The organism is Lacinutrix jangbogonensis (assembly GCF_000797445.1).
Lineage (GTDB): Bacteria > Bacteroidota > Bacteroidia > Flavobacteriales > Flavobacteriaceae > Lacinutrix > Lacinutrix jangbogonensis.
This window is the reverse complement of record NZ_JSWF01000046.1, coordinates 76,515-98,025: the sequence shown is the minus strand read 5'-3', so window position 1 is coordinate 98,025 and position 21,511 is coordinate 76,515. Positions and strand designations below refer to the sequence as shown.

The 21,511-nt window shown below is 33.4% G+C and carries 15 protein-coding genes; 4 read left to right on the top strand and 11 right to left on the bottom strand.

What is annotated here, in order from left to right:
• The 4 genes from RH82_RS17495 to RH82_RS17485 form a co-directional block, all read left to right on the top strand.
• Positions 1 to 709, top strand: a 709-nt coding sequence (locus tag RH82_RS17495) for a T9SS type A sorting domain-containing protein (protein WP_206420442.1), incomplete at its 5' end; no start/stop codon positions are given.
• Positions 710 to 811: 102 nt separating this feature from the next.
• A complete protein-coding gene (locus RH82_RS18535) occupies positions 812 to 994 on the top strand; it encodes a hypothetical protein (RefSeq protein WP_156112530.1) in 183 nt (60 codons plus the stop codon).
• A 139-nt stretch (positions 995 to 1,133) separates the two neighbouring features.
• Positions 1,134 to 4,538: an isoleucine--tRNA ligase gene (gene ileS / locus RH82_RS17490; RefSeq protein ID WP_034062756.1), complete on the top strand. Its 3,405-nt coding sequence runs from the start codon at positions 1,134 to 1,136 to the stop codon at positions 4,536 to 4,538.
• A gap of 4 nt (positions 4,539 to 4,542) precedes the next feature.
• Complete coding sequence (locus RH82_RS17485; RefSeq protein WP_034062754.1) at positions 4,543 to 4,926, top strand: TraR/DksA family transcriptional regulator; 384 nt, start codon at positions 4,543 to 4,545, stop codon at positions 4,924 to 4,926.
• A 75-nt stretch (positions 4,927 to 5,001) separates the two neighbouring features.
• On the opposite strand, the gene RH82_RS17480 is transcribed toward RH82_RS17485, so the two are convergent.
• From RH82_RS17480 to uvrC, 11 genes are all read right to left on the bottom strand, one after another.
• On the bottom strand, positions 5,002 to 5,421 hold the full coding sequence (locus RH82_RS17480; RefSeq protein WP_034062752.1) for a hypothetical protein: 420 nt from the start codon (positions 5,419 to 5,421) through the stop codon (positions 5,002 to 5,004).
• Positions 5,422 to 5,520: 99 nt separating this feature from the next.
• Positions 5,521 to 7,209, bottom strand: coding sequence for a choice-of-anchor J domain-containing protein (locus RH82_RS17475; protein ID WP_034062750.1), 1,689 nt, complete (start codon positions 7,207 to 7,209; stop codon positions 5,521 to 5,523).
• Positions 7,210 to 7,217: 8 nt separating this feature from the next.
• Positions 7,218 to 9,758 (bottom strand): TonB-dependent receptor, encoded by a 2,541-nt coding sequence (locus RH82_RS17470; RefSeq protein ID WP_034062749.1) that lies wholly within the window; start codon positions 9,756 to 9,758, stop codon positions 7,218 to 7,220.
• Positions 9,759 to 9,923: 165 nt separating this feature from the next.
• A complete protein-coding gene (pgi, locus tag RH82_RS17465; RefSeq protein WP_034062748.1) occupies positions 9,924 to 11,567 on the bottom strand; it encodes a glucose-6-phosphate isomerase in 1,644 nt (547 codons plus the stop codon).
• Positions 11,568 to 11,578: 11 nt separating this feature from the next.
• On the bottom strand, positions 11,579 to 12,898 hold the full coding sequence (locus tag RH82_RS17460; RefSeq protein ID WP_034062745.1) for a M23 family metallopeptidase: 1,320 nt from the start codon (positions 12,896 to 12,898) through the stop codon (positions 11,579 to 11,581).
• Positions 12,856 to 13,779, bottom strand: a complete 924-nt coding sequence (locus RH82_RS17455) for a tryptophan 2,3-dioxygenase family protein (protein WP_034062744.1) — start codon at positions 13,777 to 13,779, stop codon at positions 12,856 to 12,858. Before RH82_RS17455 ends, RH82_RS17460 begins: the two co-directional genes overlap by 43 nt.
• Positions 13,780 to 14,559 carry a DUF3108 domain-containing protein gene (locus RH82_RS17450; protein ID WP_034062743.1) on the bottom strand — a complete coding sequence of 260 codons (780 nt, stop codon included), beginning with the start codon at positions 14,557 to 14,559 and terminating at the stop codon, positions 13,780 to 13,782. It abuts the gene before it with no gap.
• A 150-nt stretch (positions 14,560 to 14,709) separates the two neighbouring features.
• On the bottom strand, positions 14,710 to 15,873 hold the full coding sequence (gene hppD / locus RH82_RS17445) for a 4-hydroxyphenylpyruvate dioxygenase (protein WP_034062740.1): 1,164 nt from the start codon (positions 15,871 to 15,873) through the stop codon (positions 14,710 to 14,712).
• 226 nt (positions 15,874 to 16,099) lie between these two features.
• On the bottom strand, positions 16,100 to 17,260 hold the full coding sequence (locus RH82_RS17440; RefSeq protein WP_034062739.1) for a homogentisate 1,2-dioxygenase: 1,161 nt from the start codon (positions 17,258 to 17,260) through the stop codon (positions 16,100 to 16,102).
• Positions 17,261 to 17,448: 188 nt separating this feature from the next.
• Complete coding sequence (locus RH82_RS17435) at positions 17,449 to 19,698, bottom strand: patatin-like phospholipase family protein (protein ID WP_034062738.1); 2,250 nt, start codon at positions 19,696 to 19,698, stop codon at positions 17,449 to 17,451.
• Positions 19,699 to 21,501, bottom strand: a complete 1,803-nt coding sequence (uvrC, locus tag RH82_RS17430) for an excinuclease ABC subunit UvrC (RefSeq protein WP_034062736.1) — start codon at positions 21,499 to 21,501, stop codon at positions 19,699 to 19,701. It abuts the gene before it with no gap.
• Positions 21,502 to 21,511: the final 10 nt, after the last annotated feature.

Sequence of the window (21,511 nt, the reverse complement as noted above, 5' to 3'; positions counted from 1 at the left end):
CCAGGAAGAATCCACGCAATATCCACTGCTAAGATTAGAACTAGCAATGAGTGATACTTCAAGTAGAACTATGGTTTTAGGGTTTCACAATACGTTTACAGACAGTGGCAGAGAATATGGTTTCGATGGTGGTTTTGTAAACGCACCCTTAGTCAACGATTTAGGAAGTCTATTAAATGGTGACCAATACGTAATTCAAGCCTTAGCACCAATAACACCAGATAAAGTAGTAGATTTAATTTTTACCGCTTCAGGAAGCGAAACGTATACCATTAAAAATGTTGAAATTGCAAATATTCTAGACACTCAGGACATTTATTTAAGAGACAATTTGTTAGGCGTGTACTTCGATTTAAGAAACGAACAAGGTTATAATTTCACTTCGCAAGCCGGAACTTTTGATAATCGTTTTGATGTGGTGTTCTTACCCGATGAAACTTTAAACACAGAAAATTTTGATACTGTAGATAATACCACAATATACTATAACACGACTCAAGAAGTTTTATTTGTAAAGGGTTTAAAAAACGATGTACAGCAATTAGTTCTGTATAATGTTTTAGGTCAAAATATGTTTCAAAAGCAAGACTTAGATCAAGAAACATTGGCAAACGGAATCTCAATTTCTAATCTTAGTACCGGTTTGTACATTGTGAGTATTAAAACTAAAAACAATGGCAGAATCGATAAGAAAATAATTATCGACTAAATAGACTTCAAGAGCATTTTAAAGCTTCAGTTTGTGCTGAAGCTTTTTTTTGCTTTATTATGTGCTAAAGCAATATTTTATTATTGTGAAATAAAGTTAATAATGATTAAACCTCTTTTTCTAGTCATGCACATTGCTCTTGCTCAAGACCAAGAAGCGACCTTATTTTTTAGAGAAGGAACCTCCTTAAAAGGATATGAAAATGTTAAATATAATTGTATTATTTTGGGGATTGCACAAAAAATAAATAATGAAAATTACTCTAAAAGAAAGCAAAAGAAATAGTTTATTTTTATAATGATTTATGTGATGATGAGATTTTTAGTGAAGATTAAATGTTAGAAGCTTATTTCTGTTAATCAATTATAACCTCTTTTTTACCAAAATTCCTTAATTTCGCTTTTCCATCAAGAAATTAGAAAAAATGAGTGCAGGATTCCCTGAATATAAAGGACTTAACTTACCAAACGTAGCAGAAGAAATTCTTAAGTATTGGAAAGATAAAAACATCTTCGAAAAGAGTATTTCCACTCGTGAAAACGCAGAACCATATGTGTTTTTTGAAGGGCCGCCAAGTGCAAACGGTTTACCAGGAGTACACCATGTTTTAGCACGCGCGATAAAAGATATTTTTCCACGTTATAAAACCATGAAAGGTTTCCAAGTAAAGCGTAAAGCAGGATGGGATACACATGGCTTGCCAATAGAATTAGGTGTAGAAAAAGAATTAGGGATTACCAAAGAAGATATTGGGAAAACCATTTCTGTTGAAGATTATAATGCAGCCTGCCGAAAAGCAGTGATGCGTTACACCGATGTTTGGAATAACCTAACTCAAAAAATGGGTTATTGGGTAGATATGGACGACCCATATATTACTTATGAACCTAAATACATGGAAACTGTTTGGTGGCTTCTAAAAGAGATTTATACTAAAAAATTAATGTATAAAGGCTATACTATTCAGCCGTATTCACCAAAAGCAGGAACTGGTTTAAGTTCGCACGAAGTTAACCAACCAGGTGCATATCAAGATGTAACAGACACAACTATTGTTGCTCAGTTTAAAGCTATTGAAGAGACACTGCCAGATTTTTTACAAAACGAAGGTGCTATTCACTTTACAGCATGGACCACAACACCTTGGACGCTTCCAAGTAATACAGCATTAACAGTTGGGCCGAAAATTGATTATGTTTTAGTTAAAACATACAACCAATACACATTCAAACCTACGAATGTGATTATGGCAAAAGCTTTAGTAGGCAAACAGTTTGATGGAAAGTTTAAGAATGTAGAAGAAAAATCTACACTTTTAGAATATAAAGAAGGCGATAAAAAAATCCCGTATTACGTTGTAAAGGAATTTAAAGGAAAAGATTTAGTAGGCATAAGATACGAGCAATTATTACAATACGCCTTACCAAACGATAATCCAGAAAATGCTTTTAGAGTTATAGCAGGAGATTTTGTAACGACAGAAGATGGTACAGGAATAGTACATACAGCACCAACTTTTGGAGCAGATGATGCTTTGGTAGCGAAACAAGCAACACCAGAAATACCACCATTATTAGTAAAAGATGAGCATGATAACTTAGTACCACTTGTAGATTTACAAGGTCGTTTTAGACCAGAAATGAAAGAGTTTGGCGGTAAGTACGTAAAGAATGAATATTACAACGATGGTGAAGCTCCAGAACGTTCAATAGATGTTGAGTTAGCTATTAAATTAAAAGAAGAAAACAAGGCCTTTAAGGTTGAAAAGTATAAGCATAACTATCCTCATTGTTGGCGTACAGATAAACCAATTTTATACTATCCATTGGATTCTTGGTTTATTAAAGTTACAGATGTTAAAGGACGAATGCACGAGTTGAACACGACTATTAATTGGAAACCAAAATCGACTGGAGAAGGTCGTTTTGGAAACTGGTTGGCAAACGCAAACGACTGGAATTTATCCCGTTCTCGTTATTGGGGAATTCCATTGCCAATTTGGAGAACCGAAGATGGTAAAGAGGAAATTTGTATTGGTTCTGTTGAAGAGCTTAAAACAGAAATGCAAAAGGCAGTCTCAGCTGGTGTTTTAGCTGAAGATATTTTCGCAGATTTTGAAATTGGGAACAATTCCGAAGAAAACTACGCCAAAATAGATTTACATAAGAACATTGTTGATGAAATAGTATTAGTATCACCAAGTGGACAACCAATGCAACGCGAAAGCGACCTTATAGATGTTTGGTTTGATTCTGGTTCTATGCCGTATGCACAATGGCATTATCCGTTTGAGAATAAAGACAAAATAGACGAAAACAAATCGTTTCCTGCCGATTTTATCGCAGAAGGTGTAGATCAAACAAGAGGTTGGTTTTATACAATGCATGCCATAGCAACCATGGTTTTCGATTCGGTAGCTTATAAAAACGTAGTCTCTAACGGATTAGTTTTAGATAAAAAAGGACAAAAAATGTCTAAGCGTTTAGGTAACGCAACAGATCCATTTGAAACCTTAGATACTTATGGAGCAGATGCTACACGTTGGTACATGATTGCGAATGCAAATCCGTGGGATAATTTAAAATTCGATTTAGAAGGTATAGAAGAAGTGAAACGTAAGTTTTTCGGAACACTTTATAACACGTATTCATTCTTTCAACTCTATACAAATATTGATAAATTCACATACGCTGAAGCAGAGATTCCTTTAGCTGAAAGACCAGAAATTGATAGATGGGTGCTTTCAGAATTAAACACATTAATTCAAAAAGTAGATGATTATTACGCAGATTACGAGCCAACAAAAGCAGCACGTGCAATTTCTAATTTCACCCAAGATTACTTAAGCAATTGGTATGTGCGTTTAAGCAGAAGACGTTTCTGGAAAGGCGATTACCAACAGGATAAAATTTCGGCTTACCAAACGCTTTACACCTGTATGGTAACCATAGCAAAACTTGGAGCTCCAATTGCACCATTTTTTATGGATAAGCTCTATTTAGATTTAAATTCGGTAAGTAAAAAGGAGACATTTGAAAGTGTACATTTATCAAATTTCCCAGTTTCTGATTCTAGTTTTATAGACAAATCATTAGAGCGTAAAATGGAGAATGCGCAAACAATATCGTCGTTAGTTTTATCGTTAAGAGCTAAAGAGAAGATAAAAGTGCGCCAACCACTTCAAAAAATAATGATTCCTGTTGATTCAGTGCAACAAAAGGAAGAAATTTTAGCAGTTGCTAATTTGATTAAAAGTGAAGTAAATATTAAAGAAGTTGAGATTTTAGAGGATGCTTCAGATATTTTGGTAAAGCAAATAAAGCCTAATTTTAAAGCCTTAGGACCACGTTTTGGTAAGGATATGAAGTTGATTGCTGGTCAGATTCAACAGATGACTTCAGAAGATATTAAAAATATTGAACAAAAAGGAAGCTTAGATGTCGATTGTAATGGAAAAATTATTACTTTAGAACTTGGTGATGTCGAGATTACATCACAAGACATCGAAGGATGGCTTGTTGCAAATGAAGGTTCGATTACAGTCGCTTTAGACGTTACCATTTCTGAAGAATTACGAGAAGAAGGCATTGCTAGGGAGTTAGTAAACCGTATTCAGAATTTACGTAAAGATTCAGGTTTTGAAGTTACAGATCGGATATCTGTGCAGCTTCAAAAAAATGAAGAGATTACAAAAGCAGTAAAAACGAATTTAGAGTATATTAAGGCTGAAACATTAACAGATAGTCTTGAGATCTTAGAACAGGTTGATAATGGTATAGATATTGTGTTCGACACAATAAATACAAAGTTATTTATCACAAAAAATTAATAGTATGGCATCAGAACACACAGTAAGATATTCAGATAAAGAATTAGCAGAGTTTAAATTGTTAATCTTAGATAAAATAGAACACGCTCAACACGATTTAGAGCTTATTAAAAGCGCTTATATGAACGACCATAATAATGGGACAGAAGATACAGCACCTCAGTTTAAAGCCTTTGATGAAGGTAGTGCAGTAATGAGTAAAGAGTCTAATTCGCAATTAGCAATAAGACAAGAAAAATTTATTCGTGATCTTAAAAATGCTTTAATTAGAGTAGAGAATAAAAGTTATGGTGTTTGCCGTGTAACAGGTAAATTAATAAATCCAAAACGTTTAGCATTAGTGCCTCATGCTACTTTAAGTATTGAAGCTAAAAACATGCAAAAATAGTGCTTATAGCATATTAACTTATAAACAAAAAACCGCCAACTTAATACTGTGCGTTTTTTGTTTATTTTCTAATTTTTAAAACCAAGTATTCCAAGGTATTTTGGCTAAAACCAAGACAAGTGCTAACGTGTAAAATAGGGCTAAAGGTTTTAGTTTTCCAGCAGAGGTTAGTTTCTTTTTGTGTTTAGAATAACCAATAGTAATAAATACTACGGCTAAAATCATAGCAATTGGATGCTCTACTGCATTAGATCGTAATGCTGAGTTTCCCATTACTTCTTTTACAGAGTTTTCTCCAAAGTAATCTTGAGAAAACCATAAAACAATTCCTATTAGTAATTGAATATGAGAAACTATTAGTGTAAATAATGCAATTCTAAAATCTTTAGGGTCGTATTCTTTTTTTCCAATGAATTTAATTAATGCATTTGCAGTTGCAATGATCATCATTAAGAAGACGAGGTAAGCCCAGTAGGAGTGCAGCATTTTAATCATAATTCGTATTTTAATTAGTTATAGAACAAATGTAGTAATTATTAGGGCATAAAAAAACCGCTTCTTATAAGAAGCGGTTTAATATTTATTATAAGAGGATTAGTTATTGTCTATCCAAACACCACCTTCTTTAATTAGTTTAAAATCTTCAATACCACTACTTCCATCGTATATAGCAAAAGAAAGCACATATTTTTGACCGTCTGCTGCACCTGTTGCCAGACTGTTATCTAAAAGACTTCCCATTGCAGTTGCAAGCATTTCATCACTCCAGTAAGCATCGTTAGATGGTCTTCTGTCAAAGTTAGAATATTGTGCAACACTTGCTGATGGAGCTTCGAATCCAGGTTCTGCAGCAAAAGCGGTAGAAATATATTCATAATCGGCTCCTACTAAAGTGTGACGAATAGTATTATCTGGTACCCAAACACCATTATCAAAACCAAATTGTAATGACGTTTCAATAGTAGATTCGTGAGCATTCCACAGGCCTCCAGTAAAAGTATAAAGGTTACCTCTTCTTTGTGCTCCAGATGAACTAGAGAAGTAATCGTAAATTACAAATAGCTCTTCATCATCTTGTCCATAAGGGAAATTCAACTCTAAAAATGTTGGTAAATAATTATTTGGAGAAGCAGAACTACTAAAGTTATTGTATTGACCAGGTTGTCCAGAACTAGTTCCCATAGAATCATAATCTGCAGAACTTAAATAATAGATGCTTTCTACAAGTTCCCAATCTCCACTAGAATACATAAAGTATTCTCCTTTAGAAGTTGTATTTCCTGTAGCGCCTAAAGTTTTAATAGCTAAACTAGCAATTCTCCATCGTCCTGCATCGCCTTCATCAACAGCAGGTGTACTTGGGTCATCTCCTATAGACGTATATTTAAATGCAATGTTAATTGTTTGTCCATCGTAAGCAGAAAAATCATAGTCTTCAGATGCAGCCATATCTCCAGTTGCTGGATTTGCTAATGTAATTTCATCCCAGTTTGCTGTTAAGACATCACTAGTATAATCTGTTGACACTAAAATTTTAACTAATGAAACGTCTGAAGCAAAATCAAGTTCTTGTGTAATTTGAAATTTAAGATTGTCTTCACCACTTAAGTCAATAGAAGGAGAAACCAACCACTCTGTGTTAGCAACTTGAGTCCCACCAAAGAAACCACTAGCTTTTACGTTACCAGTATCAGATACCCAAACGTCATCTCCACCAAATTCTTCTGCAATACTCCATCCTTCAAAGCTACCTGCGAAGTTGTATTCTATTAAGTTAGCTAAACCTACAACTGGATTTTCAGTGTATTGCTTATATTTTGCTAATACTATTTGTCCTTCTATTGGGCTTGCCACTTGAGCAGTTAATACATCTGGGATTTGAGATGCTGCATTTACGTTTGGATAGAATCCAAAAGCATCACTTCCTGTAGATGCGTAATCTGAATTTGTTAACGAGTAAACATCAGATCCAGTGAAATCACTTACACCTTCAGCATTACCAATGTAAAGGTTGTAGTTTACTAAAACTGAAGATCCTTGTCCATATAATGGATATAATTCTGATAATAAATCTGGAATAGAGTCTTTTACTTGTTGCTCTGAATCGAAACTTCCAAACCCAAGATCAAATGCGGAATAGTCTTCATCTGTTACTGTGTATTCAAAAGAACCAACATTAGGATCTTGTGGTAATGCATCAATTTCGTTATTGATGTCTTCTAGTGGATTACAACCAGTAAAGATTGCAGCCACTACAACTAATAAATAAATTACTTTTTTCATTTTTTTTTTTAAAAATTAAGTTTCATTCCAACACTAAATGTTCTACCGAAACCATAATATACTCTTGCTGTAGTTGCGTTAGAGTCACTTCCGTCTTGCGCATCTGCAATATATTGCGTATCGAATACATTGTTTATTCTTGCAGTTAAAGCAGCATCAAAATTACCAAACTTAAAACCATGTCTTAATGCAGAATCAAAAATTCCATAAGCCGGCACTTGCCAAGCATCTGGTGCTACTTCGCCTCTGTCACTAGGATCATACTCTGCATATAAGTTAGCAAAATAATTATAATCAATAGTAAATGTTGTTTTTGGAGTAAATTTATATTTAGTTCCTAAAGCAAATGTAGTTTGAGCTGCATCACCAACGTGTAAATCTTTAATAATAATATCTACTGTATTTACTAAAACATTTGTTTCATCAAAAATCTCAACATTTTCAACATTATTTTGCCATCTCCAATCTCCAACAGATGCCATACCTGTAAGTGTTAATTTGTTTGTAGCCTTATATTTCAAGTCTAATTCAACACCTTGATGTACCGCATTAACGCCTAAAATATTTGCAAAAGCTATTGTTCCATCTTGTAATTGGAATCTAGCAACTTCTGTTCTATCTTTCCAAGTTGTGTGGTAAACATTTATGTTTGCAGTTAATTTTTCTGTTCTGTAGCCATAACCTAACTCAAAACTTGTAATTTTTTGATTTTCTGCATCATCATTAACATCTACGTTATTCCTGTTAGCGAAAACGGCACTAAAAAATGGTGCTCTTTCAATATAACCTAAGTTAGCAAAAACATTATGGTTTTCGTCGATGTTGTAATTCGCTCCTCCTTTAACTCCATATGCAAAAAAGTTATAGGAATCTGTTTCTTGTAATGGATCGCTATCTAAATATACGAAACGATCTACTCTTCTATAACCAGTTGTCGATCCGGATAGAGATAGGAATGCAGATAAGTTGTCTTTTGAGTATTCTGCTTGAGCAAAAAGACCAAGCCAACTAACTTTACCGTCATTGTCGTAAAAAATTCTATCTCCTACTTGTGCTTGCGCATTAGGATTGTTAACATTTGCACCATCAGAAGCGTATTGTCCACCAAGCAAATCTGTCACTTCTGTAAAGTGAATACCTTTATAATTTCTATAATCTAAACCACCTAGTAATACTATGTTATCGGTTAAATCTGTTTTTAATGTTGATAATACACCGTACCATTTGTGATCGTTTCTAGAAGCTCTTAAAAAAGATTCAGAGCCATTAACTCCTGCAGCTTCATTCTCTGCTACAATTTTATCGAAATCAACAGTACCTAAATTTCCTATTCTGTATTCATCGTTATTTATAGAAAACTTAGTTCCATCACCACCGGTTCCACCACCACCACCAGAGCCAAACGACACATATGCAGCTGTAGATAAAGACATTTTATCACTAATATCCCAGTAATGGTTTAAAGAAATTTGAGGTTTGTGGTAGAAGTTGTCTTCCACAGAAGTTTCTTGACCATTTTTATATCCCCAATCAGAATTAAATTTTCTTCCGCGTTCACTATCTCTATACGTCGCAATGGAGTGACGGTTTTGTCTTTGACCATGGCGTTGCTTTGCACCAAAAGCGGTAAAAGATATTTTGTGGTCTTCGTTAATTTCTTTAGATAAATTTACAAAGTAGGACACAGCGTTAAATGAAGTACCGTCTACATAACCATCACCATCTGTTTTAGCAGCAGAAACTGTTGCAGCAAAACCATTTTCCATAACACCAGTGGAATAGGTTACACCGAATTTTTTAAAACCGTCATTACCTAATGTTGTATATACATTACCACCAGCTTCTACATCTGTAGTTTTAGAAATAATATTAATTGTTCCTCCAATAGATGGCACTGCTACTTTAGATGCTCCAAGACCTCTTTGTACTTGTAAAGAACTTGTTACATCTCCTAAACCAGCCCAGTTAGACCAATATACTTGACCATTTTCCATATCGTTTACTGGTACACCGTTAATCATTACCGCAACATTTTCTGAACTAAAACCACGTAAGTTAATACGGCCATCTCCATAACCACCACCTGCTTTTGTAGCGTAAACGCCTGGAGTAGATTTTAAAACTTCTGGAAATTCTTGTGTTCCTAATTTTAATTCAATATCTGCGGCTCTAATTGTAGATACTGCAACAGGTGTTTTTCTATCTACTGCAATAGAAGCCATAATGTTTACTTCTTGTAATCCAAACTCGCTTGGCGATAAAGTAATAGCTCCAAGATCTTTACTACCTGTAATTGTAAACTCTTGAGATAAGTAACCTACATAAGATACAATTATTTTGGCATCATTAGATTTAGTTACTATACTAAAATTACCGTCGAAATCTGTAGAAACTCCATTAGAAGTTCCTGCTTCTAAAATATTTACACCTGGTAGAGGTAAATTACTTTCTGGTTCTAATACAGATCCTGTTACTGTACTTTGAGCCATTGTAATTGCAGAACTTAGAATAGCGACTGCAAAAAACAACATTTTAATTGTGTTTTTCATTTGATTGAATTAAAGTTGATTAGTTTAGAATTTTGGCAAAAATACGTATAATTAATACTATAGCATTAACTTAATGTTAACATTTTCTGCTTGGGAAAGGTACTCTTATTTTAGAGGCTTTTAGATGATATAAAAATAAAGCTATTAACAGTTTTTTAACAATAATTATCTAAACGTTTTGAAGAATTCTAAAAGATTTTGAGTAGAAGCATCATGATGCTTCAAAGTGTTAAATTTTATGTCTTCTAAAATTGAACTCGCTAGTTGCTTTCCAAGTTCAACACCAAATTGGTCATAGCTATAGATGTTCCATATAATACCTTGTACAAATATTTTGTGTTCGTACATGGCAATAAGCTTACCTAAGCTCTCTGGAGTTAGTTTTTTAATGAAGATTGAGTTTGTAGGTTTGTTACCTTCAAAAACCTTAAAAGGTAATAACTCTTTTATTTCTTGATTTGATAAGTCCTGATCTTTTAACTCTTTTAATACCTCTTCTTTCGTTTTTCCGTTTAAGAGTGCTTCGGTTTGTGCAATATAGTTTGAAATTAATTTATCTTGATGGTCTTTATTACCATGAAGACTTTCAGCAAAACCAATAAAGTCTGCAGGGATTAATTTAGTGCCCTGATGAATAAGTTGAAAGAAAGCATGCTGAGAATTTGTTCCTGGTTCTCCCCAAATTAGTGTGCCAGTTTCATAATTTACTCTATCTCCATTTCTGTCTATAGACTTACCATTACTTTCCATAATACCTTGTTGCAAATAAGTTGCGAATTGACTTAAGTATTGAGAATAAGCAATTACAGCTTCACTTTCTGCTCCAAAAAAGTTGTTGTACCAAACGCTTATTAAAGCTAAAACTACTGGAATATTGTTTTGGAATTCTTCGTTTTTAAAATGAATGTCCATTGCATTGGCACCTTTTAATAATTTATTAAAATTATCGAAACCAACAGCTAGACTTACTGTTAATCCAACAGCACTCCAAAGTGAAAAACGTCCACCAACCCAATTCCACATTGGGAAAATGTTGTTTTCATCGATACCAAAAGCCTTAACCTTTTCAATATTTGTTGAGACCGCTACAAAGTGTTTTGCAACATCGTCTTGTTTTGCATGTTTAAGAAACCATTCTCGAATGGTAGTCGCATTCGTTAATGTTTCTTGAGTTGTAAATGTTTTTGATACTATTACAAAAAGTGTTGTTTCTGGATCTAGTTTTTTTATAACTTCGTTGACATGGTCACCATCTATATTGCTTACAAAATGAGTGGTTAAATGGTTTTTATAAAACTGAAGAGAATCAACAACCATTGCTGGTCCTAAATCGCTACCTCCAATTCCAATATTTACAACATCTGTAAATCGTTTGTTAGTATACCCTTTTCTATTTCCTTTTACAATGTCATTTGTAAAGGCTTCCATTTTCTCTTTTACTGCAAAAATCTCTGGCATTACATTTTTACCATCTACGAATACAGTATCGCTTTCTTTTCCACGTAACGCAGTATGTAAAACAGCTCTATTTTCTGTTTTGTTTATAATGTCTCCAGTATAGTAAGATGCAATAGCTTCTTTTAGTTTTACTTGATCAACAAGCTCTAAAAGCAGTTTAAAAGTTTCTTCTGTAATGCGGTTTTTAGAGAAATCAACATAAAAATCTTCCCAATTTATTTTAAAGTTGTCTGCTCTGTTTTTATCTTTAGAGAATAGGTCTTTAATATTTTCTTCTTTAATAGCATTAAAATGATTTTGTAATGCTTTCCAGGCTGGTGTAGATGTCGGATTTATTGATGGTAATGCCATTTTTTTGCGTTCTAGGTAATTAATTTTTTGTCTGGAAGGTTTATTTTTAAACTATCAGGCTTTATAGATTTTTTTGGGTATTCAAGCAGTTCTAATTGATTCTTGAAAGGTTTTATGTGTTCTAAAAACTCTTTTCTAAGACTGTCTGACATTGGTTTTGCTTCTGGTAGCTTTTGTTTAAAAGGATCAACCTCTTTTCCGTTTTTCCAGAAACGATAACAGACATGATTACCAGAAGAACTTCCCGTATTCCCTACATAACCAATAACTTCTCCTTGTTTTACAAAATCTCCAACTTTTGCTTTCCGTTTGGACATATGTAAATATTGTGTGCTATATGTAGCGTTATGTTTAATTTTTACAAATTTGCCATTTCCTATGCCATAGCCCGATCTCGTAACTGTGCCGTTTGCAGTTGCCATTATTGGGGTGCCATTTGGTGCTGCAAAATCTGTTCCTCTGTGTGGTTTTAGGCGATAGCCATAATGCGCAATACGACGGCTAAGATTATATCTTGAAGAGATACGGCTAAAACTTACTGGGGCTTTTAAAAATGCACGACGTAAATTTTTGGCATCGTCACTAAAATAGTCGGTAATGTTTAAAACAGAATCTGTTTCAAATTCGAAAGCGTAAAAAGGTTCTTTGTTATGCTCGAAATAGGCCGCTTTTATTTCATGAATTCCAGCATAAATGGAATCATCTATGTATTTTTCAGTATAAACGACTTTAAATTTATCATTTTTTTGAAGCCTTGAGAAATCTAGAGTCCAAGCATAAATATCACTCATTTTCAAGGCTAACATAAACGGTTTGTCTTGGTCACTCATAGATTGCGAAATACTAGAGGTTATAATTCCAGACGCTGTTTTCTCAACGTACTTAATGGGTTTGTAGCTTGTGTAAGCTTTAATAGAATCATGAAAATCTATAACGACATACCGCTCTTTTGTAGGCTGGTAGATAAAGCATTTAGGTTTTTGAAGTGAATCGTTAGAGCATAATAATGTATAAGGTTTACCTAATTGTAATTTTCTGCTAACATCAAAGCTGTCTTTTGCTTTTTGTGTTATTTCAAATATTTTTGGATAGGGAATATTATTGCGCTCTAATATTCTCCCGAAAGTATCACCACTTTGTATGGTGTCCTTTTTTACAACGTAATCTTCAAGATTAAACCCGAATTCGTAGTTATCTTCGGGTTCTTTAACTAAACCAGTTTCAAGATCGTCGCTATTTTCGACGTCCTTTTTACAGCTTAATATAGAGACAAAGCATAGTAATGCTATTAAATATTTTTTCCCCAATCTTCTAGTTCTTGTTTGGTCCATAAATCTGGAAAAAATATTCTTCTTTGATATTTTGGATGCATATATTTTACCCATTCGCTTCCTCCTGTTGCTTCTACGGTTTTACCACCAATATTAAGATAATGGTTTGCTGTGTTGTAATGTGCCATTACCCAAGTAATATTTACTGTGTAATCATAATGACGCATTGCGTTTATTAAATCTTGATTTTCTTTAACGTCTTTTGGTAATTTTTTAAAAATTGTCCATAAGTTATGAGTGTTAGTGAATTCCGCAAATCTAATAAATTCGTCTTTGTATTTCTCTTCGAAAACTGTTAAGGTATACGTTTTTTTACCAGTTTTATAATCTTTTCCTGCTGCTTGCCAATATAAGTGCTCGAAAGCATGCTCAAAAGGTGTGTTTCTATCTATCGTTTCTCTAAAACGGTTATCTATAAGATTAATAAGTTCTGTCGAGGAAAATTCAATTTTTCTGTATTGTGCACTTTGGAAACCACTTGCAGGTGTAAGCGTATGTCTAAATTTGTTGTATTGTGCTACATCCATTCCGTCTTTCATTACAGTAAAAGACGAGGTTAGCATATCGAAATAACGACTAATACGCATCAATTTATCTTCGAAAAAAGTTGCAGAAATTGCTTCTTTTTTTGCCACTTGATCTATTTCCCAAAGAATCATTTTAAACAACAATTCGTTGACTTGGTGATACATTAAAAACACCATTTCGTCTGGATATACTGTACGTTGTATTTGAAGGCTTAATAATGCTTCTGTCTGTATATAATCCCAGTAATTTATCGGTTTACTATGTAATAAGCCTTCAAGATGTGTGTTTACATTTTGGTCTAACGCTTCGTATTTATCCTTTAGTTGGTCGGTTATTTTATTATTTATACTCATTTAGTTATCTACTAAAATTTTAAATGGATGTTTAAGTCCCTTAAAGGCTTCTAAGTCCGCTCTTAAAGACCCAACAGCCAAATCTGCTTTAATGCGTAAAGGTACTTTATTTTTGTCTTTTGAAACCCAAAGTGTTAGACTTTCTTCTTCTTTAAACACACGACCAGCCATAACATAAGGTCTAAATTTTAGAGCTTCAATATTACCAAATTTTGTACTAATCGTTTCTTCTCCTAAATATTTTAGTTTAAAACCATAGTTTTCCTCATCAAAAAACATGTCAAGCTTTATTTCGTCTCCACTTTTTAGACTTGAAACATCAAGTTTGTTGCGCAAGTTATAAAACAATGAAACCATGTCTTGTATATTTGGTTTGGTGTTTATTGTTTTTTTAGTATTGTGTTTTTTGTTATGAACCAAGGCGGTTTTATTGTCCTGATCAAAGTTTATCTCAATGTTTTTTTTGTGCCCACCTTCGTCTATATTTCTAATAAATTTATATGGAATAATTTTATTGGTGTCAAAATAACTTTCGTAACGGTCTTTTACTTTAAAAAACCATTTTACAGGTCCAACGGTCCAACCTTTTCCAACCACATGGAATACGGGTTTGCCGTTGAGCTCAGTTTCTTTTAAAGATAAAGTTGCATTTCCCGCTTTAAACCATGAGGAATAACTCATTTTAAATTTAAACCATTCACCATCTTTAAAAGCACCATCTTGCGCTGCCGTAAAGTTTATAGAGGCTATTGTTAGTAGAATAAGGAGTGCTTTTTTCATAAAATTGGAGCTATTGTAATTAACTTTATTATAAAGCATTTATTGCTTTATAAACTTAAGAGTACAATTACTATTCCAAAAATATAAAACAAAAAAATGCCATCTATTATTTTGATGACATTTTTTAATGTTTATTTAACGTTTTTGTTTTTAAAGCGTTCCTCGTTTTGCTTGTTCGCGCTCAATAGACTCAAACAAAGCTTTAAAGTTCCCGGCTCCAAAACCTTGTGCACCCATACGCTGTATGATTTCGAAAAATAGAGTGGGTCTATCTTCTACAGGTTTTGTAAAAATTTGTAATAAGTAACCTTCTTCGTCTGCATCTATCATTATAGACAACTTTTGAAGTTCACCAATATCTTCTTTCATCATCTCCATGTGTACTCCTAATCGCTCAGGAATTTCATCGTAATAGGCTTGTGGTGGTGGTGGCAAAAATTCTATTCCTCTAGCCTTTAATTGCGCAACGGTTTTTATAATATCGTCTGTAGCTACTGCAATGTGTTGCACACCAGAATCTTCGTAGAAGTCTAAATATTCTTCAATTTGAGATTTTTTAGCGGCTTTTGCTGGTTCGTTTATTGGAAATTTAATACGACCGTTTCCATTACTCATTACTTTACTCATTAGTGCAGAGTATTCTGTATGTATTTGTTTATCGTCGAAAGATAAAAAGTTTACAAAGCCCATAACGTCTTCGTACCATTTTACCCACTGGTTCATTTGTCCCCAACCAACATTACCAACCATATGGTCGATGTATTTTAATCCTACTGGTTCTGGATTGTAATCACTTTCCCATTTCACAAAACCTGGCATAAATGCACCTTTGTAGTTTTTACGTTCTACAAACATGTGTACAGTTTCTCCGTAGGTATAGATTCCAGCTTTTACTACTTCGCCAAACTCATCTTTTTCTACAGTTGGTTCCATATAAGATTTTGCACCACGTTTGGTGGTTTCTTCGTAAGATTTTCTAGCATCTTCTACCCAAAGCGCAATGACTTTTACACCATCGCCATGTTTCACGAGGTGTTTGTTGATTTCAGACTTACTATTTAAAGGTGTTGTTAATACCAAACGGATTTTATCCTGCTTTAATACATAACTTACAGAATCTCTTGAGCCTGTTTCTAGTCCTTTATAAGCATGAGATTGAAAGCCGAATGCTGTTTTATAAAAGTGTGCAGATTGCTTGGCATTTCCAACGTAGAATTCTACATAATCTGTCCCTAAAAGTGGCAAGAAGTCTTGTGCTCCTTCGAATATTTTTTCTAAACCGTAGTTTACTGATTTTACTTCTTTTTTACTCATAATGTATTCCCATCGTAACCTTCCCAAAAGGGAAGGAACTCAACTTGGGTAGTTGGGTTTAATGTTTTGATTAAGCTATTACTTTGCAAGTGTTTTAGCCCTGATTACTTTACTTAATATCTATTTAATTAGCGCTCAGTGATTGCTTTGCAGTTGATACGGCATCTTTTTTTATCTAAAATAAAGATATAACCAATAGCAGGAAATAGCTTTTAAATATTTTATTTTAATGCTCTAACCAGGATTTATAATACTCTTCGTCGGCAATTTTTATGGCTTCTTCTGTTACCATTAAAGGTTTAAAGGTGTCGACCATGACTGCTAACTCTTGGGTTTCGGTTTTGCCAATACTACGTTCTGTTGCTCCTGGATGTGGACCATGAGGAATTCCTGCCGGATGCAATGAAATATGACCTTGATCGATGTCGTTTCTACTCATAAAATCGCCATCTACGTAATACAATACTTCGTCACTATCGATATTACTGTGGTTGTAAGGAGCAGGAATACTTTGTGGATGATAGTCGTACATGCGTGGGACGAAACTGCATATTACAAATGCATCTGTTTCGAAGGTTTGATGTATTGGAGGTGGTAAATGTATGCGACCTGTTATAGGTTCGAAATCGTGAATTGAAAATGCATACGGATAATTATACCCGTCATAGCCTACAACATCGAAAGGGTGCGAGGCATAAACCATATCGAAAATGTCATCTTGTTTTTTAACTTTCATTAAAAAATCTCCAGATTCGTTATTGGTTTCTAGTTCATACGGTCTGCGTAAATCGCGTTCGCAATATGGTGAATGTTCTAATAGCTGTCCGAAATGATTTCGATAGCGTTTTGGTGTGTAAATAGGGCTTCGAGATTCTACAATAAATAATCTATTGTCTTCTGTGTCGAAGTCCATTTTGTAGATTATGCCTCGTGGAATTATTAAATAATCTCCATATTTAAAGTCTAGATTACCAAGATGTGTTCTTAGTTTTCCTGAGCCTTTATGAATAAAAATCATTTCGTCTGCATCAGAATTTTTATAGAAATAGTCTGTTGTAGAATGTTTTGGTGCTGCTAAAATAATAGTACAATCGCTGTTTGTTAAAACGGCTTTTCTGCTTTCCAGATAATCATTCTCTGGCTTTACTTGAAAGCCTCTAAAGCGATAGGATTGCATGTGATTTTTTTTAGCAATTTTTGGAGCAACACTGTATTGTTTTTTTATCTCTTTTACTTGTGTTGGGCGTTGTTCGTGGTAGGAGTTTGTACTCATCCCATCGAAACCTATAGTTCCAAAAAGCTGCTCGTAATACAATGAACCATTTGCTTTTCTAAATTGTGTGTGTCTTTTTGGTGGAATATTTCCTAATTTATGATAAAATGGCATTTTTTAAGTTTTGAGTTAAAAATTTTAAAGCTGTGCTTAAAGCTTTACTAAATGCGAAATGAGGAAATGGTAAATTACTCTGGATTTCTTTTAATAAGAAATTTTAAAAAGGTTAATATGTCTTTCCAAGAGTACTTCATCTGTAACAAATATCGTGATTTTTTTGGAGTTTAAGAAATCTAAAAAATCTAAAACCAAAATCCTAAATTAAAAAACCAATAACTATCCTTCGTTTCTGGTGAATAGGTGTATTTAGCTTCAATAGGACCTAAAAATGTTTCTACACCATAACCTAAGGCATAACCCGAATAATCTGGAAGCGAAAACCACTCTATGTCTTCTGAACGAAATAAATCATCGTCTACGTTAGCATAGTTCGCAGATAGTGTAATGTGGTGTTTGTTAATTATTTCGTAATCTAAATTTATAGTTCCTTTTATATAACTATCTCCCGCAATTGATAAATAATCGTATCCATAAAAGGTTTTAAAATTATTAATAAAATTGTTAGCATAACCACCTAACACAAAATCTAAAGACTGGTTATTGTTGCCGTTAATTTTTGCTCCTACTTCATTTAAAAAACTAGCACTTAATTTTGGTGTAAAAGAATAAGCATAACCTAAACTACCACTAATAATTGAAAACTGACTAAAATCGGCATTAAAATCTGAAGAAGTGAGATAAAAATTAAAGGCTGTATTTAGGTAAAAACCTTCGCTTGGATAGTGTTTATTATTGAAAGAATCGAAACGTAAATTCCCAAAGGCGCTAAAGTAATCACTATTATCAAAAATGGTTCTATCTTGGTTAGTATTGGCCAAAACGGTTTCTGTTGAAATTTTTAAATGTTTGTGTTCTGCTCCAAGTGTTAAGGATAGATCGTTTTTGTATTGTGTTTGTAAGAATATTTTATTGGTGACATCTGTTATTTTTACATCTAACTTGTTAACTCCAGCTAATGTTATGCCTTGAGTTGATGGCAAAGCTGCAACAGAGACATCGTTGTCGAATTCATTGTAACTTGAGTTTAAACCAACACTCCAATAGAATCCTTTATCTATAAAATATTCAAAATTATATCTAACGTTATCTCCTACTATTAAATCCAGAGACATAATATCACTTTTAAATAACATTTGCTTTTTTGTAATATTAACTAAAAGCGCACTTTTATAAAGGCCGTCGTAGTGCAAGCCTAGTTTTAGAGCTGTTGTTTTGTTGCTTTCATTAATCTCTGTATGTAAATCGTAACCAGTGACACTATTACTAATCGATGGTACTAGTTTATAAGTGAAACTTTCGAAATTATTTGTACCTACCAAGTTATTTACACCATTAATAAAGCGCTTGTAGCTTACTTTTTGGAAAGGTTTTAGTTTTAATTTTCCTAGTACATAAGAAATGGTATAGTTATCTAGCCCTTTGAAAAATATTTGATTAATTTGAAGGCTATCGGGTGTTTTAGGTTCAATAAATTTGGGTCTCTTTTTTATTTGATTTTTTGCTAACTCTCTTAATTCTAAAATTTTTAATTTTGTTGCTACTTCTCCATTTTTAACTATTTTTTCACCATCATCAAAAGACACAACATTAAAATTTGTGATGTCTGGTTTAATGTAAATGTCTGTTTTTGGAGCTTTAATTTTCATATCATTTATGGTGCGAAAATTATTTATTTGAAATAATATCGCTGGAGCGGAAGATAAATCGTCTCTATTTGCAAGTCCGTCTTGCACATCAACACCAATAATAACATCCATACCTTTGACGCGTAACTCATCTATTGGATAATTGTTTGTTACTCCGCCATCTATTAATACTCTTTCCTCAATAACAACAGGTTGAAATAATGATGGAAAAGCAGAACTAGCCTTTATAGATTGTGCGAGATTACCTTTGTCCAGTAGTATAGGTTGTCCTGTTTCTATATCAGTTGCAATACAAAAAAACGGAATTGGGAGTTTGCTAAAATCATCAATGTCATTAACATGTAAAGTGAGTTTAGATAATAAATTAAAAGTGTTTTGACCTCCTGATAGTGCTGAGGGAAGATGTACTTTAAGATTGTCGATAGGTAAAGTAATAGCGTATTTTTCCTGTTTTTCGCGTTCGTAAAATGTTTTTGCAGCTCTAGGAATTTCGTCGCTCAATATTTTATCGAAATCAACCTCCTTAAAAATGGAGTCTAATTGCTTTCCAGAATACCCTGAAGCATAAAGAGATCCTATAATCGCTCCCATACTTGTGCCAGCAATATAGTCTATTCGAATGCCTAAGCTATCGATAACTTTTAGAGCACCAATATGTGCTAAGCCTTTTGCGCCACCACCACTTAATACTAAACCTACTTTTGGTTCTTTAGTGGTTTTATCTTGTGCAAATACGTTAGTATTTACAAAAGTTAATAATAATATTACAATGAAAAATGATTTCATCTATTCGTTTTCGGTTTTATGATAATAGCTGTAAATTTTTTCTGCTCTCGAAACGCCAACAATGTGTTCAAGCTCATCTAGTTTTGCATTGGCAATCCGTTTTGCAGATTTAAATACTTTTAGTAAATCTATAATGGTTTTTTCGCCAATTCCAGGAATGGTTTCCATTTCTGTATTTAACGCTTGTTTGCTTCTTTTATTTCTGTGATGCTCAATTCCAAAACGATGGGCTTCATTTCTTAGTTGTTGTATGATTTTTAGTGTTTCGCTTTTTTTATCTAAATATAGTGGAATTGGATCGTCTGGATAGAATAATTCCTCTAAACGTTTTGCGATTCCGATAATAGCTATAGTATTTCGTAATCCTAAAGCGTCTAAACTTTTTAAAGCAGAAGACAGTTGTCCTTTTCCACCATCAATAATTATTAATTGTGGTAATGGTTGTTTTTCTTCAAGTAAGCGTTTATAACGTCTAAAAACAACCTCTTCCATTGAGGCAAAATCATCTGGACCAACAACTGTTTTAATATTAAAATTCCGGTACTCTTTTTTACTTGGTTTTCCGTTTTTGAAAACAACGCATGCCGCTACGGGATTAGTACCTTGAATGTTAGAGTTGTCGAAACATTCGATGTGTTTAGGTTCTTCGGTTAAACGCAGATCTTTTTTCATTTGCGCCATAATACGTTTTACATGGCGTTCTGGATCTGTAATTTTTACCTGTTTAAAACGTTCCATTCGGTAATATTTTGCATTCCGAATAGAAAGGTCCAAAATTTTCTTTTTATCACCAAGTTGTGGTAAACTTATTTTTACTTCATCTCCAACAGCAACTTTAAATGGAACGTAAATTTCTTTTGAATTTGAATTAAATCGCGCTCTAATTTCAATAATAGCAAGCTCTAATAATTGTTTATCTGTTTCGTCTAATTTCTTTTTGATTTCTAAAGTGTGCGACCTAATAATGGAACCATAAGAAATTTGAAGGAAATTAATATAACCATAGATTTCATCACTTACAATAGAGAATACATCTACATTGCTAATTTTAGGATTTATAATGGTAGATTTTGCTTGGTAATTCTCTAAAACTTCAATTTTTTCTTTAATTTTTTGAGCGCTTTCAAAATGCATGTCTTCAGCTAAATCTTGCATTTGTTTTTTAAAGTTCTCTAATGAGTCTTTGAAATTTCCTTTTAAGATTTCTTTAATCGCATCGATATTTTCATGATAACTTGTTTCTGTTTCTCTCCCTTCACAAGCGCCTTTGCAATTTCCTAAATGGTATTCTAAACAGACTTTAAATTTACCTTCGTTTACTTTTTCGTGAGATAAATTGTAATTACATGTTCGTAGTTTGTACAACCCTTTTATTAAGCTTAATAAGGTTTTTACAGTTTTCATACTTGTGTATGGACCAAAATACTCACTACCATCTTTTATAACGCGACGTGTTGGGAATACTCTAGGGAAACGTTCTTTTTTAATACAAATCCACGGATAGGTCTTATCGTCTTTTAATAAAACATTATATCTTGGTTTGTGCTTTTTAATTAAGTTATTCTCTAGCAAGAGCGCATCGGTTTCAGTTTCAACGACGATGTGTTTTATGTTAACTATTTTTTTTACTAAAACCCGAGTTTTTCCGTTTTCGTGTGTTTTAGTAAAATAGGACGTCACTCTCTTCTTTAAGTTTTTAGCTTTACCAACATAGATAATAGTCCCTACGGCATCAAAATACTGGTAAACACCAGGAGCATTTGGTAAGGTTTTTAATTGTATTTCTAGTGAAGGATTTTCCATTAACCCAAAG

Bases quoted from the DNA above. Each gene is read 5' to 3' on its own strand.
- RH82_RS17475 (WP_034062750.1), bottom strand. From the start codon at position 7,209: ATGAAAAAAGTAATTTATTTATTAGTTGTAGTGGCTGCAATCTTTACT.
- RH82_RS17470 (WP_034062749.1), bottom strand. From the start codon at position 9,758: ATGAAAAACACAATTAAAATGTTGTTTTTTGCAGTCGCTATTCTAAGT.
- RH82_RS17440 (WP_034062739.1), bottom strand. From the start codon at position 17,260: ATGCCATTTTATCATAAATTAGGAAATATTCCACCAAAAAGACACACA.
- RH82_RS17480 (WP_034062752.1), bottom strand. From the start codon at position 5,421: ATGATTAAAATGCTGCACTCCTACTGGGCTTACCTCGTCTTCTTAATG.
- hppD (WP_034062740.1), bottom strand. From the start codon at position 15,873: ATGAGTAAAAAAGAAGTAAAATCAGTAAACTACGGTTTAGAAAAAATA.
- RH82_RS17460 (WP_034062745.1), bottom strand. From the start codon at position 12,898: ATGGACCAAACAAGAACTAGAAGATTGGGGAAAAAATATTTAATAGCA.
- RH82_RS17485 (WP_034062754.1), top strand. From the start codon at position 4,543: ATGGCATCAGAACACACAGTAAGATATTCAGATAAAGAATTAGCAGAG.
- uvrC (WP_034062736.1), bottom strand. From the start codon at position 21,501: ATGGAAAATCCTTCACTAGAAATACAATTAAAAACCTTACCAAATGCT.
- ileS (WP_034062756.1), top strand. From the start codon at position 1,134: ATGAGTGCAGGATTCCCTGAATATAAAGGACTTAACTTACCAAACGTA.
- RH82_RS17450 (WP_034062743.1), bottom strand. From the start codon at position 14,559: ATGAAAAAAGCACTCCTTATTCTACTAACAATAGCCTCTATAAACTTT.
- RH82_RS17455 (WP_034062744.1), bottom strand. From the start codon at position 13,779: ATGAGTATAAATAATAAAATAACCGACCAACTAAAGGATAAATACGAA.
- pgi (WP_034062748.1), bottom strand. From the start codon at position 11,567: ATGGCATTACCATCAATAAATCCGACATCTACACCAGCCTGGAAAGCA.
- RH82_RS17435 (WP_034062738.1), bottom strand. From the start codon at position 19,698: ATGAAATCATTTTTCATTGTAATATTATTATTAACTTTTGTAAATACT.
- RH82_RS18535 (WP_156112530.1), top strand. From the start codon at position 812: ATGATTAAACCTCTTTTTCTAGTCATGCACATTGCTCTTGCTCAAGAC.